This is a genomic window from Pseudoalteromonas sp. OANN1, assembly GCF_024124685.1.
In the GTDB taxonomy this organism is placed as follows: Bacteria; Pseudomonadota; Gammaproteobacteria; order Enterobacterales; family Alteromonadaceae; genus Pseudoalteromonas; species Pseudoalteromonas piscicida.
Window position 1 is genome coordinate 200,051 of the sequence record NZ_JAMXSE010000001.1, and the last position, 16,513, is coordinate 216,563.

Consider the following 16,513-nt stretch of genomic DNA (forward strand, 5'->3'; position numbering starts at 1 on the left):
CTGATTTTATTATTGCCAACCAAATAAACATGGTAGTGAATTGATTAGCGTCGTTTTTGTGTAATAACCAATATGTAGGGCAGTTTAGAAAAATAGACAAGCATGCCAGATGGGGAGACGGCTAGTTCACTTATTGTGACTAGCCTATTTTACTTAAAGAGGTGTATAAAATTGTTGCCGTTTAGTCTTTTTTGCTACGCCTTAGTAGCACATCAACGACTGAGCTAATCGCACTTTTCAAAAGGCTTTGTTTGTGCTCCAAGCGTGGTAATGGTCGACAAAGTTCCATCGCCTTATAGCCCAAACGAGCTGTGAATATCCCAGCACTCAAGCCCTGTGCTGAACGGGTAGAAAGCTTGCCAAGTAATTCAGCCCCCACACTGGTAGCAGCAAGGTCGCTTACCAGTTCACTTGCGCCAACAAACACCATTTGCTTCAACAACATTTTGTACAACGTGATGCGGCTGCGATACGCTAATCGAATACCATAATGTTTGCTGATCTTTTCCACCAGCACGACTCCGCGCCAAAGCACCGCCAGCATATCCACAAGTGCAAGTGGACTTAAAGCAACTAAGAGCGCCGATGTTGTCGCATGCTCTTGGATTAGCTTTTTAGCTTCAGCATCTTGGCCTCGGAGCAAAGTTTTTTCATATAAAGTGATGACTTCTTTGTCTGTGTGGTGAGGCTGTAATGCTTCTTCAAATGCGGCAACCTTTTGCTCTGGGTGCGCTTTTAATAGCGGCGCAAGCCAAGCTCGCGCCTCGCCGATCTGATCGCTTTGTAATAAGCGCTGGGCATCATGCTTAATTTGCTGATGTTGTTTAAGCTTGCTAAGTGCGATGACTTCTGAAAATAAGAACTTAAATAGCGCAAGTAAACCAAGGGACAACACGGTGGTGTATAAACTAAACAGCAGAATATTTTGCTCATAGCTTTCTATCAAGGTCAGTGCTGCTTCCACAATAATAAGTACTAATAGCGCGAACAAAAAGCACTGTTTAAAGCCGAATCGCCAAGGCGATTCGTAAATACGTTCAATTTTCGGTAGCTCGGGTTCAGGCACAGTATCAAGGCTCTCACTCACAACCAGCTCATTGCCGAGAACTTTGCCTTCACCACCCAAATGTTGAGACTCATCTTGGCTTTCAGTGTCGATATTTAAGCGTCTACCCGAACCTTGGTAAGATTTTGTCTGATCTGTCATCTTAATTTATCTCCAATTAAGAACTGCAAAGCATGATCAAGCCTGATATGCAATAAGTTTCCTTGCCTCGCAGTTAGCGGTTCAAACGCTAAAAACTCAAACCCATTTTGAGGCCAAGCCTGCGCTTTTGGGACGTGATCAGGCGGGGTTGGTGGCACATAATTAATAAACTGCTGCTCGCCGACTGGCTTGCCGTAAATACATTGCAGATGTTGCGTCCCCTCTTTCACCGCCCTTGACTCAACACTTCTCACCGAAGAAAGAGACATCGTGTCCACTGTTACCCCGTTAAAGCGAAGCTCATTGGCGCTGTCCACCAGCATTTCATTTAACAACCTTGTCAAATTGGTCTGCTGCTCGTTCAAGACACCATCACATTTGTTGGCGGCAAATAGCACCTTATCTATTTTTGGGTTAAATAAACGAGACAAAAAGCCACTTTTACCGTGAGAAAACATGGCGAGGATCTGCTTTAACGCAACTTCTTGCTCTTTCAGTGTGTCATAACCATCACTTAAGCTGCCCAACAGATCAACTAACACGACTTGGCGGTCAAACTGGCAAAAGTAATCTTTGTAAAAAGGTGCGACGACTTGCTTTTTGTAGGCTTCAAAACGCTCCACAAGCTGTTGATATTGTGAATGCTGGGTAATGTCGTTTGGGTGAACTTGTACCGGGAAAAACAGCAATATTGGCGCTCCCTCAAGGTCGCCCGGGATCAACGCTCGGCCAGGTTGCAAGTTAGATAAACGCGTGTCCCGCTGCAGCTGCGCCAAAAGCGCATGGTAACTTTGTGCAAGCATTTTTAGCTTACTTTCATCCACAGCTTCCGTCCCATCAAACTGTTCGAGGAGCTGTAAAAACGTTTGTGCAAATGGCTGATATTTAGGCTTATTTAATAATGCAAATTGCTGCTCACACCACTCGGGAAAAGTCATTTTAAGTAGCGGCAAGTCCATTAACCATTCACCTGGGTAATCATATAGTTCAAGGTATAGTGTATGGGTTTGCGCTAAGTGCTGTTTGAGTCCGCGTTCACTATGATACCTAAACGCCAGTGTTAAGGTGTTGATACGTTTGGTTGACGCAGGCCATGTTGGCGGCTCTTCCAACAAACAAGTTATCGCTTGCTGATAGTCAAAAGTTGGTACCGCCAGTGCCTTCTGCGGCTCAGGACGACACGCAACAAGACGACCTTCACTCACGACATCTAAAAACGGTAAGTTGTCGGTGCTCGTTTGGGTAGTCAGATGCTTGATAAGAGCCGTGATAAATGCAGTTTTTCCGCTGCCACTAAACCCGGTCACGGCAAGCTTGATATGCTTATCAAAAGAGCGGTGGAGCGTTTTTTTGGCTTGTTGTTTTAACTTATCTAGGGAAGATGGGGTTCGAAAACGTGACGTAGTCATAAGTAGAAAAGTGCCCCTCAAGAAAATGCCAAGGCGGCCAATACCGCCTTATAGCTTGTCAATTTCTCTGCTAACCGTAAATTCAGGGGAAGTTACGTAGCGTTCCATGTTCTGAATGCGACCATCAAGTCGTGATAATCTGTCTTTTAGGTCATAAAGTGCCTGTCTTGGCGGCTCGCCTTTTTGCCACACCTTAAACTTCACCGATACTTTATCCTCATCTTTCGCATCAGGCGAACGGTTTGGTGTCACTTCACGTTTATCTAAAATAAACCAGCAAGCCACATACACGACGATAAATAATGGACCACCAGATAATAGCACGGCTGTGATGAATAAAATCCTAACCAGCCATAACTCCATGTTGAAGTAATCGCTAAGACCTGCGCATACTCCGGCTACCTTGCCGCGACTTGGGTCACGATATAGCTCTCGCTTTAGTCTACTCATAACTTGCGTCTCCATTGTGGTGACTCTTGATCAAGTAAAGCTTCTAACGTTTCAACACGATCTGCCATTTTTTCTGCCTTGCTGGCTAATTCGATAAGCTGACGATGCTCGTGTTCACTTAACCCTTGGCTTACCTGCTTTTTGCTACGGTAGTGCAAAATTAACCAAAGTGGTGCCACGATGACCATAAAAATAATCAACGGAGCCATCAAAACTTCTGCGTCAAACATAATCTTCTCCTGCCTTCAACCTGGCTGTTATTATTGTAGTTGGTTAGCACCTACCCTGACAGTAGGTGCGGCTATTTTCACTTTTCAGCCATTTTCTTTTTCAGCTGTTCAAGCTCGTCATCAATCTTTTCGTTCTTTTGCAGATCAGCAATTTCATCCGCTAAAGATTTCTTACCTAGATCGTAAGATTCGATTTGTGACTCTAGGCCATCGATTTTGCTCTCATAACGCTCAAAGCGATTTAGTGCATCATCTACTTTACTGCTGTCGAGTGCCTTTTTCACCTCTAAACGAGATTCAGCTGAACGCTGGCGCAGAACAATCGCTTTTTGGCGCGCTTTTGCGTCGGCCAATTTATCTTGTAATGTACTGACTTCTTGCTGCAGCTTTTCAATATGCGTGTCTACATGCTCTAGCTCTTTTTCAAGGGCTGCAACATCCTCCGCAGACTTTTGCTTTTCAAGTAAAGCAGCACGTGCTAAATCTTCACGTTCTTTACTTAGTGCAAGCTCTGCTTTGGTTTGCCAATCATCTACCTGTGCTTTTAGCTGATCTAGACGGCGTGTTAACTCCTTTTTCTCAGCGAGTGTTTTTGCTGAGGTCGATCTTACTTCGACTAGTGTATCTTCCATTTCTTGGATAATTAGGCGAACCATTTTTTCTGGATCTTCGGCTTTATCCAAAATAGCATTGATATTAGAATTCACTATGTCTGCAAAACGAGAAAAAATTCCCATAGTGGTTACCTCTTTGGTTAATAGCTAAATTGCTTACTGTCTATGTATCAAATAGCTTGCCAACTTTAACAAATTTAAAAACACAATAAAATCATAAGGTTATTTTATCTTTAAAAAGTCTTTAGTTATCCCTTTTTTTGAAATACACTAGTTATTAGTAAAAACCACTAAGAGTTAGGCAATATGAGCCGTTTTCGCCAACAGGATAATTTATTAGGCCAATCTGACAGCTTTTTAGCTGTGCTAGACAAGGTTTCACAGCTCGCTCCTTTAGAAAAGCCCGTGCTTATTATTGGCGAACGTGGCACAGGTAAAGAGTTAATTGCGGCACGTTTGCATTATCTCTCAGAGCGGTGGGATCAGGAATACGTCAAACTAAACTGCGCAGCCCTAAACGAAAACCTCTTAGAGAGTGAGTTATTTGGTCACGAAAGTGGTGCCTTTACTGGTGCAAGCAAGCGCCATGAAGGTCGATTTGAACGCGCTAACAGTGGCACACTGTTTTTGGATGAGTTAGCTAATACCTCTGCAATGGTGCAAGAAAAGCTCTTACGTGTAATTGAATACGGTGAGTTCGAGCGAGTTGGCGGCAAGCAAACCGTAAAAGTAGATACTCGACTGGTATGCGCTACCAATGAAGATCTCCCCACACTCGCCGATGCTGGAAAGTTCAGACACGACTTATTGGACCGCCTCGCATTTGACGTCATCACCTTACCGCCATTAAGAGCGAGAAAAGAAGACATCTTATTATTGGCCGAACATTTTGCGATAAATATGGCTCGGGATTTAGGATGGGAGTTATTTAGCGGCTTTACCCGCAAAGCCATCGAGAAACTGCTTGATTACCCGTGGCCCGGTAATATCCGTGAGCTCAAAAATGTGGTGGAGCGTAGTTTATATCGTCATGGCAATGACCAAATTCCGGTTCATGATATTGTGTTTGACCCCTTTGCTAGTCCATTTAGGCCGAGTCAACGGATCAAAGCGTCAAGCGCCCAGCCAGCAACTTCAGCCACTCATAAAGTTGAGCCTTTGCCTGCAGCACAACCGAGTAACGAACAACAGGCAGATCCTGCCCTCGAATTCGACTTCCCTTGTGATTTAAAATCGCTTTCCAACGACTATGAAATCACAATGCTGCAAAAAGCGCTTGAATTTAGTCAATTTAATCAAAAGAAAACTGCACAAAACCTTGGTTTGACGTATCATCAACTGAGAGGTTATTTGAAAAAATACAACCTACTGGACCAAAACCAAAAACAAGAGGCATAGTGGTGCGTAAATTGTTTTTTGGTGTGCTGTGTACCGCTTTATTTGGCTGTACAGATCAGACGCCAAATAAAGTGAATGATAAGTCACAAGGCTTAGTATATTGTGCAGAGGCAAACCCTGTGTCATTTAATCCACAAGTGACCACAACAGGGTCTACGATTGATATTATTGCCAATCAGCTTTATGACACCTTGATCAGTATTGATCCTGAAAGCGGCGAATTCTTACCAGAGTTGGCAACGTCTTGGCAGGTCAGCGAAGACGGTAAATCTTTCACTTTTACCCTGAGGGATGATGTCCAATTTCACGATACCCTCTACTTCACCCCAACAAGAAAAATGAATGCCGATGATGTGGTATTCTCATTTAACCGTTTATTTGATGTTTACAATCCATACCACTTTGTTGGTGATGCAAATTATCCTTATTTTCAAAGTATTGGACTCGACCAACTGATCCGCCAAGTAAAAAAAGTGGATGAACATACCGTTCGCTTTGATCTGTTCAATGCGGAAAGTAGCTTTTTATCCAATATCGCCACCGACTTCGCCGTCATTCTTTCTAAAGAATATGCCGTTCAGCTTATAGAGCTTGAACATAAGCAAGATTTTGATCAAAAGCCCGTCGGCACAGGCCCGTATAAGTATCGTGAATTTTTACGTGATAACCTGATCCGATATTATCGCCATGAGCATTACTGGAAACACCCAGTATACATGGAGCAATTGGTCTACGATATCACCACCAATGGCACTAGCCGCATCGCGAAAATGCTAACAAAAGAATGTGATATTACGGCGCATCCCAGTGCTACCCAGCTCACCGTGCTGGAGCAACGAAAAGACATAGAAGTTGAAAAGGCCGCAAATCTGAATATAGGTTACTGGGCATTCAACACCGAAAAGCCACCATTTGATAATCCACTGGTCCGCAAAGCGCTGGCGCACAGCATAGATTTTGAAAAAATCATGCAAGCGGTATTTTACAACAATGGGATTTTAGCCCGCTCGATGCTTCCCCCTTCTTCATGGGCATTTGAAGCACAGCAAAAAATGCCAACATATGACCCTGAAAAAGCCAAAGAGTATTTGAAACAGGCTGGTCTTGAGGGCGGTTTTTCCATGACCTTATGGGCCATGCCGGTGTCGCGAATTTACAATCCTAACGCGCGGAAAATGGCTGAGCTTATTCAACGTGATTTACGTGATATTGGCGTCAACGCCAAAATCGTCGAGTACGAATGGAATACCTTTATTGAACGCGTTGGCCGTCATGAGCACGATAGCGTGTTATTAGGCTGGGCAGCAGATACGCCTGATCCAGACAATTTCTTCAGCCCATTATTGAGCTGCACTGCAACATTTAGTGGCAAAAACCCTTCCAACTGGTGTAATCCGGAGTTTGATTTATTGCTCACTCAAGCATTAGACACCAACGATATGGAAGAAAGAAAGTACTATTATCAGCAAGCACAAAAAATGGTCATTGAGCAATTGCCTCTCGTTCCAATTGCTCACGGGCTAAGGTTCCAAGCAACTAGCTCTGATATTAAGGGCGTCTCACTACGTCCATTTGGTGGTATTTCGCTCGCTGAGGCAAGGAGAGACTAACATGTTCGCAAAATACGCTTATCGACGACTGAGCTTGCTTTGCTTTATGTTGTTTACCTTGACGATTTTTACTTTTGCCCTCAATTACCTGTTCCCAGGTGAGTTGATCACCAACTTCAGTGGCGAAGTCAACTCAAGTTATGCCCAAACGCAGGCGCTAGTTGAAAAATACCGTATTGAAGAAAATATCTTTGTGCAATATGGCGCGTTTATGGCTCGTATGTTTGAAGGCGACTGGGGTTTATCTTTATCGTCGGGCCAACCCGTGCTTTCTCATGTGAAACATCTATTTCCAGCAACGCTTGAGCTATGCTTATACGCTTTGACGGTTGCAGTCATTATTGGCGTACCAAGTGGAGTAATAGCCAGCGCTTATCATAAAAAGTGGCCAGATAAGCTCATTAACTCATTAAGCTTGATGGGATTTTCCATTCCAGTTTTTTGGTTAGCCCTGCTGCTTATTATGGCATTTTGTCTGGGTCTTGGGCTTTTCCCCATGTCCGGTAGAATCGGCTTACTTTATGAAATACAGCCCGTTACTCATTTTATTCTGATTGATATTTATCTTGAAGGTTTCCCCTATGGCGGTGCCGCATTTTGGGATGCACTTCATCATTTAGCGCTGCCAACCGTTGTGCTGGCTATGTATCCAACGACAGTTTTAATCCGCTTTACTCGCGACTCTATGCTCGAAGTCCTCGACCAGAACTATATTAAAACAGCTAGAGCAAAAGGCCTTAATCGCAGCCAGCTGATCATCCACCACGCGCTGAGGAATGCGCTGCTACCAGTGATAAAGCAAATTGGTCTCCAATTTAGCACGCTCATCACACTTGCGATGATCACTGAGGTAATATTCTCTTGGCCTGGGATCGGTCGATGGTTAATTGAAAGCATCTATCAACGTGATTTCCCAGCTATCCAAGGGGGACTACTTGCGGTGTCTTTCTTTGTTATTATTGCCAACATGTTGTCTGATTTTATTCACTCAATACTCGATCCGCTCGCAAGGAATCAGGCTCATGGCAAAGTTTAACCTATTTACCGAAGAGTCAAATCGCTCACCTTTATTTAGGTTATGGCGCAAATTCCGCTCAAATCACGTTGCGCTAGTGGGTTTATGGCTGTTTGTTGCCCTGACGGTATTGGCTTTAACAGCTCCGCTGATCGCGCCCTATGGTGTTAACCAGCAGCATGCTGATGCCCTGTTGCTGCCACCTTCTTGGCATGATGATGGCGATGTGCGCTTTATACTTGGTACAGATGATTTGGGACGAGACATCTTATCGCGCCTAATGAACGGGGCAACATACACGTTTGGTTTATCTATCATTGCGGCCTTGGTTACCACCGCACTCGGCGTCGTACTTGGTACGCTTGCTGGCGCCAGTCGAGGCTTGAAATCTAGCTTTCTTAATCACTTATTGGATATTACGCTCGCCATTCCTTCGTTACTGCTGGCCATTATCATCATTGCTATATTAGGGCCAGGTTTGATGAATACGGTGTGGGCGATTATCTTCGCGCTATTGCCACAATACATCCACTCGATTAGAAACTTAGTGGTCACTGAGCTGAGTAAAGACTATATCATCGCCTTTAAGCTTGATGGTGCAACACGCTGGAAACTGCTCGTCCGTGGCATACTGCCTAACATCTACGAGCATATCGTGGTTATCTTCACCATGGCGCTGTCGACTGCTATTTTGGATATTGCGGCACTTGGTTTCTTAAAGCTCGGTGCGCAGCCTCCATCTACCGAGTGGGGTGCTATCCTACAAGAAAACTTAAGTTTAATTTATCTCGCGCCTTGGACTGTAGGCCTCCCAGGTGTATTGCTCTTTTTGGCAGTACTTTCTACCAACTTGGTTGGTGATGGACTGCGTGAAGCACTGAAACAACGTAAGGCAGATTAATGCAATTACTAGACATTAAGAACCTCACCATTGAACTACGTACCGAAGACGGTGTTATTCGCGCGGTTGATAAGGTCAACCTTAGCCTTAAGGAAGGCGAAGTACATGCGCTTGTCGGCGAGTCTGGCTCTGGTAAAAGTCTAATCGCCAAAGCCATTGTGGGGGTGCTCAATCAGCGCTGGACAGTAACCGCAGACCGCATGCATTGGCGTGGTGTCGATCTTATGCGCTTGTCTTCAGAAAAGCGCAGAAAGCTCGTCAGCCAAGATATTGCGATGATTTACCAAGAGCCAAGTCGAAGCCTTGACCCAACCGCCACTATTTTCGACCAAGTCGCGGAATCTATTCCCGATAGCGGCTTAAAAGGTGGCTTTTTTGGTCGTAGAAAAGAACGAAAAGAAAAGGTTCGAGCGCTATTGCACAAAGCAGGGATCCGAGACGATAAAAAGATCTGTAGCAGTTACCCACATGAACTTTCTGAGGGGATGTGTCAAAAGATCATGATTGCGATGGCCATAGCCAGAAGCCCTAAACTACTTATTGCCGATGAGCCTACCACCGCACTTGAGAGTACCGCCCGTGCGCAAGTATTTCGATTGCTCAAGGCATTAAACCAGCTTAAGAACATGTCGATATTAATGATTTCGCATGAGCTGGAAGAGATCTCCGACTGGTCTCATGCAATGCATGTGCTCTACTGCGGACAGATGGTTGAAGCAGGCCCTACTCAGGCTATTTTTAAACAGCCATTACATCCCTACACCCAAGCGCTGGTTAAGAGTTTGCCGGACTTTGGTCAAGGGCTCGGCCATAAAGAAGCATTTTATGCCCTGAAAGGCACTATTCCCCCATTACAGCATTTACCCATAGGATGTCGCTTGGGGCCTAGATGCCCTCAAGCGCAAAAAGAATGTGTCGTCACGCCAAGGCAAAGTCGCTCGCATGGTCATAGTTACGCTTGCCACTTTCCGTTAATTAAGGTGAAGCAAAAATGCAACCCGTCTTAAAAGTACAGTCTTTAAACAAGTCCTACACTTCTCGCCAAGGACTGTTCAGACGCCGCTCGTTGCAGGTACTCAGAGATGTGTCGTTTGCGCTTGCTCCCGGACAAACCCTCGCAATTATAGGCGAGACCGGCTCTGGTAAAAGTACGCTCGCCAAAGTACTTGCCGGTGCCGACATGGCAGACTCTGGACAAATATTACTAAACGGCCAAATTGTAGAAGACGCTGGTATTCGCAATCATGACTGCCGTACTATTCGTCTTATTTTTCAAGACCCAACTCGCTCGCTCAACCCGGGTCTCACCATTGGGGACATACTTGATGATTGTCTGCAATACAATACAGAACTCACCGAAGAGCAGCGCTATAAGAAAATCCGCATCACACTCAGTCGCGTCGGGCTACTTGGCGAACACATAGACTATTATCCTCATATGTTTAGTGGTGGGCAGTTACAGCGGGTTGCCTTAGCGAGAGCCCTTATTTTAGACCCTAAAGTGCTGGTATTGGATGAAGCGTTGTCATCATTAGACCCATCCGTACGCGCACAAACTGTGAATCTGCTGCTGGAATTACAAGCAGCAACGGGACTTGCGTACGTGCTTATCACACATCATTTGAGTTTGGTTCGTCACATGAGTGATGAGATTTTGGTATTAAATCGCGGCAAAGTCGTCGAATATGGCGAAACGGAGTGTGTGTTCAATACTCCAAAATCTAAAACTATGCAGAAGCTGCTGTCAGCTTAATTTCACGAGGGAATGAGAAATGGATTTTAGCGCCCATCTGTTATTTTTCTTCTCACTTGTTGGAGTATTTAACGGCTTTATTCTCAGCGCCCTACTGCTAGTAAAATTTCAGGAGGCAAAGGCACTGCGCTGGGTGTCGGTGCTGCTCATTTTACTCTGCATTCGAATTGGTAAATCAGTCCTTTTTTACTTTAACCCAGAGCTGGATAAAACGATTCTACAAATAGGTTTGAGTGCCTACTTTTTGCTTGGCCCCTGCCTGCTCAATTTTGTACTTGCAAGCTACAGTAAAACCAGAAATCGTTATCTAACAATGCATTTTTTGGCTTTAAGCGGCTTTATTATTGGATTTGGTATATTTATGCCCTATCAACTTCACCCTGAAATTTGGCAAACTTGGGGTTACAAAGGCACATCCTATTTTTGGCTAGGTTATTTACTGATAAGTTCTTATACTTTTTACTGCTTAACAACATCTAAAAGCGCAAATAACAACGCCGAGTTTCATCTATCTTTGGTTGTGATCTGCGGTTGCTGGCTCATTTGGGCCGCGTATTTCTTTTCGTCATTCACTTCTTACATCACAGGAGCACTCACGTTCAGTTTTGTGCTCTATTTAAGTATCCTTTTCGCACCCAAATTACTACGAAAACCAACTGCTAATGAAAAGAAATATGCCAATACGCACATAAGCGACGATGAATATAATCAGCTCGTAGCCAAACTTGAGTCGCTAATGTCAGAAAGCAAGCTATTTACTGAGCCGGATTTAACGCTACCCCGATTAGCTAAACGATTAGGAACAAGCCACAACAAATTATCGCAAATAGTGAACCGTCACTATCATTGTAACTTTAAACAATATCTCAATGGCTTGAGAGTTGAATATGCGAAACACTTGCTTTCGATCACCAACATGCCGCTGGAACACCTTGCACTGGAGTGTGGTTTTAATTCTGCATCCACATTTTTTGCCGCATTTAAGAAGCTCACGGGGTACTCTCCAAATAGCTTTAAGCACTCCGAAAACATACTCTCAGACTCCTAAAACATACTCTAGGTGACTGCTTTAATTCAATAAGTTTATGTTTCTTCTGAGTCATTACAGGAGAAACATATGACCCTATCAAAACTAGTACCATTGTTATTTTTACTACTTATCCAAACCAGCATCGCCATCGCTTTTGAGGATGAGACCGCTAAAATTACTGCAACACTAAACTACTACATCAGTGGCACCGCGAATAACCAGCCTGAAATGATAAGAAAAGCGTTTCATCCCGATGCGATGCTTATTTTAGAAAAGTCAGACCAAGCGATGTGGCAAGTCCCGTTGAAAGAGTATTTGAGTTGGTATAAAGGCTCTAAAAAAGACACTGGCAGGCGCGCCAAAATTCTAAATATCAGCGTGAATGACCACCTTGCACAGGCCAAAATCCGTATTGATATATTGAAGTCAAACGTGCAGTACATCGATCACCTACTCCTAAAGAAAATAGCTGGCACATGGCAAATCATCAGTAAATCGGCGCAGCAAACCACGCTAACTTCCGAGCAAGTAACGAACTTAGGTCGCCGGGTGCTCATTGTCGCATCAAGCAAGGCCTTTCATGGCGATAGCAAGCTGCCAGCTGGCACGAGCTTCGAAGAGCTATTCAGTGCCTATGACGTATTTACTCAAGCAGGACTAATTGTTGATTTCGTCAGCACACAAGGTGGCGCGTTAAACCTGAGCTATATAAATACTTCAAACGGCGAACATAAAAAGTACCTTTACCAACCTGACTATATGTATGCGCTCAGCAACACAATGCGCCCAGCTGAAGTCGACCCTAGCCAATATGCGGCAATCTATTATGTTGGCGGCAGCAATGCCATGTATGAAGTAGCGGAAAACCCTACTCTACAGCGTATTGCTATGCATATATATGAACAAAACCAAGGTGTTGTTGCCGCCGTATGCCATGGTACAGCAGGTATCGTTAATTTGCGCTTGAAAAATGGCGAGTATCTCATCAAAGGAAAGCAAATCACCGGTTACCCTACCGCATTTGAAAATCCAGATAGAGCCTATTTCAAGCATTTTCCTTTTCAAATTCAGCCTAAAGTGGAAGAGCTTGGAGGGAGTTTTGTGTATGGAGAGCGGGATGCGTCTTTTATCAAGGTAGATAGCCGAATAGTGACAGGGCAGAATTATCAATCTTCGCAGGCCGTAGCAAGGGCCGTATTGACTCTATTTTGAATATCAGGGCGGCTATAATATTGACCGCCCTATTCAATCACCCTTTTAGTTAACCTTAGGTTTGGATAAGGAATGAGCTAACTTATTGTTTTTAAATTTCACCTTAATATACCCCCCTTGTCTAGCAAGAGAATTTTAGAGGTAACACCGTTTCCGCGTCCTGCTAAAGCTGGCTGCTAGCAAGGCATTATTTATCCGCAGTTCAGATTAATTAGTCGTGTTACCCTTAAAATTCATACACTCACTGGTATGACAAAACTTTAACCCTTTCGCACTTGCATAAGCCAATACATTTTCAAGATTTTCTGGAGTGATATACCACTCATTCCCAGTTTTGCCAATGACATGCGTTGCTAAATATAGCGTCTCACCACCTTTTAAGGTATCAATCGCATTCTGGATCTTGTCCAAATCAAAGCGATGTGAGTCCATAGATAATCCCGTTGTGATTGGTCTATCACTGCGTTCACCTCTATAAATAACAGAAGACCAAGAAGCAAACTTACGTACATGAGTAAAATATTTCTTGATTTCACGATCAGTTTCTTTCGTATAAGCTCCGAATGGGTACGCATAAGACGTTACCGTCAAGCCATCTCTTCTCATCGCGTCAAGTTGTGGTGTGATATCGTCTGCTATCCACTTCTGAACACCATTTTCTTCGGAGTAAATCTTCGCATGACGATGAATTACTCCATGATGACCGATTTCGTGACCTCGGTTTTCTATATCAGCCACTTTTGAATGATCAATAGTGGAGTAATGGCTAACATAATAGGTAAATGTTGCGTTATATTTATCAAATAGGTCAAGGTGGTCATGGATAGAGTTTAATGCGCCACCATCGTCAAAAGAAATATTAATCTGTTTAGGCCAAACAGAGCTTTGATTATGATGGAAGTCCTCAACTGCTCCCTGAAGCGCAGCATACTCAAAGTGGCTCTCTGGTATCGTTAAAATCAGCTCATCATATGCCCACTCATCCAATTTACCATCTTCAAAAAATAAGCCCCGAAGTCCAACTTCCTTCAGTCTATTAGGTGTGAGTAAAGATTTACTATTTAATTCAAAAAGCTCGACAACTTTGCATAATCGATGTTTGAGAGCCGCCAACTGTAATTCATCTTGTGTCGTATTAAAATATCCCTGAATTACAGATAGATTTGTCGCGGTTACACATCCAAATTCAGCAATCTCAAAATCTTTTAAAGCAAGAGAGGTAGTGCTTTCTGCTCCTTGTGCGCTCAGAATACGCTTAATTACCTCTTCTTTTGTTTCTTTTGTGGGATTATTAGAATTAGCATTATCTGAATTTGAATCGTCGGTATTGGTATTATCTTTATCTGAATTATCTGTATCCGAGGAGTTATCAGTATTAGTTCCATTATTGTCCGTTGAAGTGTTATCTCCTTGGCCTCCCTCTACAGGTAACTCTATAACAGTCTTACTGTCACTGTTACATCCCGATATTGATAGCAATAAGGCTACAATCCATGCGCTATATCTATATTTCATAAAGTTCCTATTTAAAATACACCGTTCCGAAAATCGGACATGTTAAATAAGAGAACAATATTTGTCAACATAGGAACAACTAGGAATTTATTATTATAAATTAACCACTTATGAAATTAACAACAAATATACTCACTAGCAAATAAAATTCAACAAACAAGTATATAGTGAGAGGCCAAAAACAAAAAAGGCGCCGTGTTGGCGCCCTTTTTCTATCTAAAAGCGATTATTGCTGCTCTGTGACCTGTAACTGTGGTCTTTTTACTTCAGACTTAGCTTCAAGTGCTGCTAGTAGCTCAAGATAGTTTTTGTTTGCGTAAGAAGCGGTGATTGACTGCTTCTGCTGTGCATCAACCTTGCCATCAACTTCAGGCGTTGTGACTGACTTCAGCACCACAAATGCCGAGTCACCATTACCAAGCTCTACAAGTGCAGACTCTGTCTCTGCAACACCAGGCTGAGGCAATTTAAATGCTTCAGCTGCAATTGCTGGTGGCACGTCGTAGCTACGACGCTTAAGCTCAGTCACGCTCTTCACTTCGATGCTTTGTGCTTTGGCAATCTCAGCTAAAGTAGAACCACTTTGTAGTTGCTCAAATAGCGACTTTGCTTTCTCTGCAATTAATGTCGACGCTTTTTCATTGCTCAACTGCGTTTTGATCTGCGCGCTGACTTCCTCAAGAGGCTTCGTCGCAGCCGCTTTATGCTCAGCAACACGGACGACTACGATATGCTCAGGTGCAACTTCTAACACTTCTGAGTTTACGCGGTCTTCTAGCAGCTCTGGCGTGAAGATAGTATTGCTTATCGCTGGTGAATTAAGTGGCTCAGGAAGCGCATTACGACTTACCAGCTCAGTTGATTTGATTTCAACGCCAGCGGCTTCAGCAGCGTCTTGTAGCGAGTCAGCCATTTCAAAAGCAAGTTCAGCTACACGGGTTTGCTTTTGATAGAACGCATCGATCTTGGCAGCTTTTTCAAGCTCTGCACGAAGGTCGTCTTTTACGTCTTCAAAAGATTGTGCCTGTTGGCGCTGAATGTCTGTTAGCTTGATAATGTGAAAACCAAACTCAGATTCAACCACTTCAGATACATCACCTACCTCGGCAAGTGTAAATGCTGCATCTTCAAACGCCGGATCCATCATGTCTCTTTCAATCCAGTCTAGGTCTCCACCAAGCTCAGCGCTCACCACGTCGTCAGATTTTTCTTCTGCAACAACGGCAAAATCAGCACCGTTATTCAATTCAGCCAGAATTTCATCTGCTTTTTGTTTAGCGGCTTCAGCATCTTCGCTTGCATCAACAAGAATGTGTGACACGCGGCGTCTTTCAGGTTCAAGATATTGGTTTTTTTGCTCTTCGTAATACGTTTTTAACGCTTCTTCAGTCACTGGTTCTGCAGGCGCTAAATCTTCAGCTTTTAGCTCGATATAGTTAACCGCGACTAATTCTGGAGCTTGGAACTGAGTTTGATTCAAGTCGTAGTAGTTCTGAACTTCTTCATCTGATACTGACACTTCATCTTTCACCAACTCTTTGCTTAATACTGCATAGTCGATAGCACGAGTTTGTTGCTGTAGCGCAATAGATTGCTGAAGTTCGTTTTTCAATACAAAATCAGTGCCTGCAACCGCAGAGATTAACTGCGCACGAGTCATCTCGTCACGAAGATATTCGCGGAAGCTATCTGGCTGGAAGTTCATTTGACGGATAACTTGTAGGTAACGGTCGTTACTGAATTCTCCACCAATTTGAAAATATGGCATTTCAACAATCGCTTTTTTAACCTGCTCATCGCTTACACGAAGACCAAGCTCTTTGGCTAGTTGGGTTTGTAATTCTTGTTGTACTAATTGGTCAACAACACCTTGGCGAATTTGGGCCATATAATTAGGATCGGCTGCAATCTGTGCAAAGTATTCGCCAAACTGTTGCTCTAGTCGTGCACGTTCATTTGAGTAAGCACGAGAAAACTTAGTTTGTGAAATCTTTACTCCGTTCACTTCTGCGACAGGCTGCTCTGTGGTTTGACCTAGGTAACCACCGATCCCTGCTAACGCAAAAGATAAGATGACTAAACCTAATACGATTTTAGCCGCCGGGCCTTGCGAGCCTTCTCTGATCTTTTCAAGCATTTATTGTTTCTCTTATCTAAGTCAAAGCACCT

General features: G+C 43.6%; 15 protein-coding genes. 8 read left to right on the forward strand and 7 right to left on the reverse strand.

Translation table 11 applies throughout. From position 1 onward, the window contains the following. Window positions 1-181: 181 nt before the first annotated feature. The 5 genes from NH462_RS00955 to pspA all read right to left on the reverse strand — a co-directional run bounded on the left by NH462_RS00955 (window position 182) and on the right by pspA (window position 4,033). Window positions 182-1,207, reverse strand: a complete 1,026-nt coding sequence (locus NH462_RS00955; RefSeq protein ID WP_253103314.1) for a TIGR01620 family protein — start codon at window positions 1,205-1,207, stop codon at window positions 182-184. Beyond that, entirely contained in the window at window positions 1,204-2,616 is a 1,413-nt protein-coding gene (locus NH462_RS00960; RefSeq protein ID WP_253103316.1) for a YcjX family protein, read from the reverse strand. Before NH462_RS00960 ends, NH462_RS00955 begins: the two co-directional genes overlap by 4 nt. 48 nt (window positions 2,617-2,664) lie before the next feature. Then, complete coding sequence (gene pspC, locus NH462_RS00965) at window positions 2,665-3,066, reverse strand: envelope stress response membrane protein PspC (protein WP_010371193.1); 402 nt, start codon at window positions 3,064-3,066, stop codon at window positions 2,665-2,667. Continuing rightward, complete coding sequence (gene pspB / locus NH462_RS00970) at window positions 3,063-3,296, reverse strand: envelope stress response membrane protein PspB (protein ID WP_010371190.1); 234 nt, start codon at window positions 3,294-3,296, stop codon at window positions 3,063-3,065. Before pspB ends, pspC begins: the two co-directional genes overlap by 4 nt. 77 nt (window positions 3,297-3,373) lie before the next feature. Next, window positions 3,374-4,033 carry a phage shock protein PspA gene (gene pspA, locus NH462_RS00975; RefSeq protein ID WP_010371188.1) on the reverse strand — a complete coding sequence of 220 codons (660 nt, stop codon included), beginning with the start codon at window positions 4,031-4,033 and terminating at the stop codon, window positions 3,374-3,376. 183 nt (window positions 4,034-4,216) lie between these two features. On the opposite strand from pspA, the gene pspF reads away from it, so the two are divergent. The 8 genes from pspF (at window position 4,217) to NH462_RS01015 (ending at window position 12,829) form a co-directional block, all read left to right on the forward strand. Next, window positions 4,217-5,308 (forward strand): phage shock protein operon transcriptional activator, encoded by a 1,092-nt coding sequence (gene pspF, locus NH462_RS00980; RefSeq protein ID WP_253103318.1) that lies wholly within the window; start codon window positions 4,217-4,219, stop codon window positions 5,306-5,308. Window positions 5,309-5,334: 26 nt separating this feature from the next. Then, complete coding sequence (locus tag NH462_RS00985) at window positions 5,335-6,918, forward strand: ABC transporter substrate-binding protein (RefSeq protein ID WP_253103518.1); 1,584 nt, start codon at window positions 5,335-5,337, stop codon at window positions 6,916-6,918. A 1-nt stretch (window position 6,919) separates the two neighbouring features. Beyond that, window positions 6,920-7,954: an ABC transporter permease subunit gene (locus NH462_RS00990; RefSeq protein WP_010371177.1), complete on the forward strand. Its 1,035-nt coding sequence runs from the start codon at window positions 6,920-6,922 to the stop codon at window positions 7,952-7,954. Beyond that, the gene (locus NH462_RS00995; RefSeq protein ID WP_010371175.1) at window positions 7,941-8,834 is read left to right on the forward strand and encodes an ABC transporter permease subunit; all 894 of its coding nucleotides are present in this window, start codon (window positions 7,941-7,943) and stop codon (window positions 8,832-8,834) included. The genes NH462_RS00990 and NH462_RS00995 overlap by 14 nt, the downstream gene beginning before the upstream one ends. Continuing rightward, a complete protein-coding gene (locus NH462_RS01000) occupies window positions 8,834-9,841 on the forward strand; it encodes an oligopeptide/dipeptide ABC transporter ATP-binding protein (RefSeq protein ID WP_010371173.1) in 1,008 nt (335 codons plus the stop codon). Before NH462_RS00995 ends, NH462_RS01000 begins: the two co-directional genes overlap by 1 nt. Further along, complete coding sequence (locus NH462_RS01005; RefSeq protein ID WP_010371169.1) at window positions 9,826-10,587, forward strand: ABC transporter ATP-binding protein; 762 nt, start codon at window positions 9,826-9,828, stop codon at window positions 10,585-10,587. Before NH462_RS01000 ends, NH462_RS01005 begins: the two co-directional genes overlap by 16 nt. 19 nt (window positions 10,588-10,606) lie before the next feature. Next, window positions 10,607-11,635: an AraC family transcriptional regulator gene (locus NH462_RS01010; protein ID WP_010371166.1), complete on the forward strand. Its 1,029-nt coding sequence runs from the start codon at window positions 10,607-10,609 to the stop codon at window positions 11,633-11,635. Between the two features lie 69 nt (window positions 11,636-11,704). Continuing rightward, entirely contained in the window at window positions 11,705-12,829 is a 1,125-nt protein-coding gene (locus NH462_RS01015; RefSeq protein ID WP_253103320.1) for a nuclear transport factor 2 family protein, read from the forward strand. 207 nt (window positions 12,830-13,036) lie between these two features. On the opposite strand, the gene NH462_RS01020 is transcribed toward NH462_RS01015, so the two are convergent. Both NH462_RS01020 and NH462_RS01025 read right to left on the reverse strand, forming a co-directional pair. Continuing rightward, entirely contained in the window at window positions 13,037-14,344 is a 1,308-nt protein-coding gene (locus tag NH462_RS01020; protein ID WP_253103322.1) for a polysaccharide deacetylase family protein, read from the reverse strand. Between the two features lie 226 nt (window positions 14,345-14,570). Further along, window positions 14,571-16,481, reverse strand: a complete 1,911-nt coding sequence (locus NH462_RS01025) for a SurA N-terminal domain-containing protein (RefSeq protein WP_253103324.1) — start codon at window positions 16,479-16,481, stop codon at window positions 14,571-14,573. Window positions 16,482-16,513: the final 32 nt, after the last annotated feature.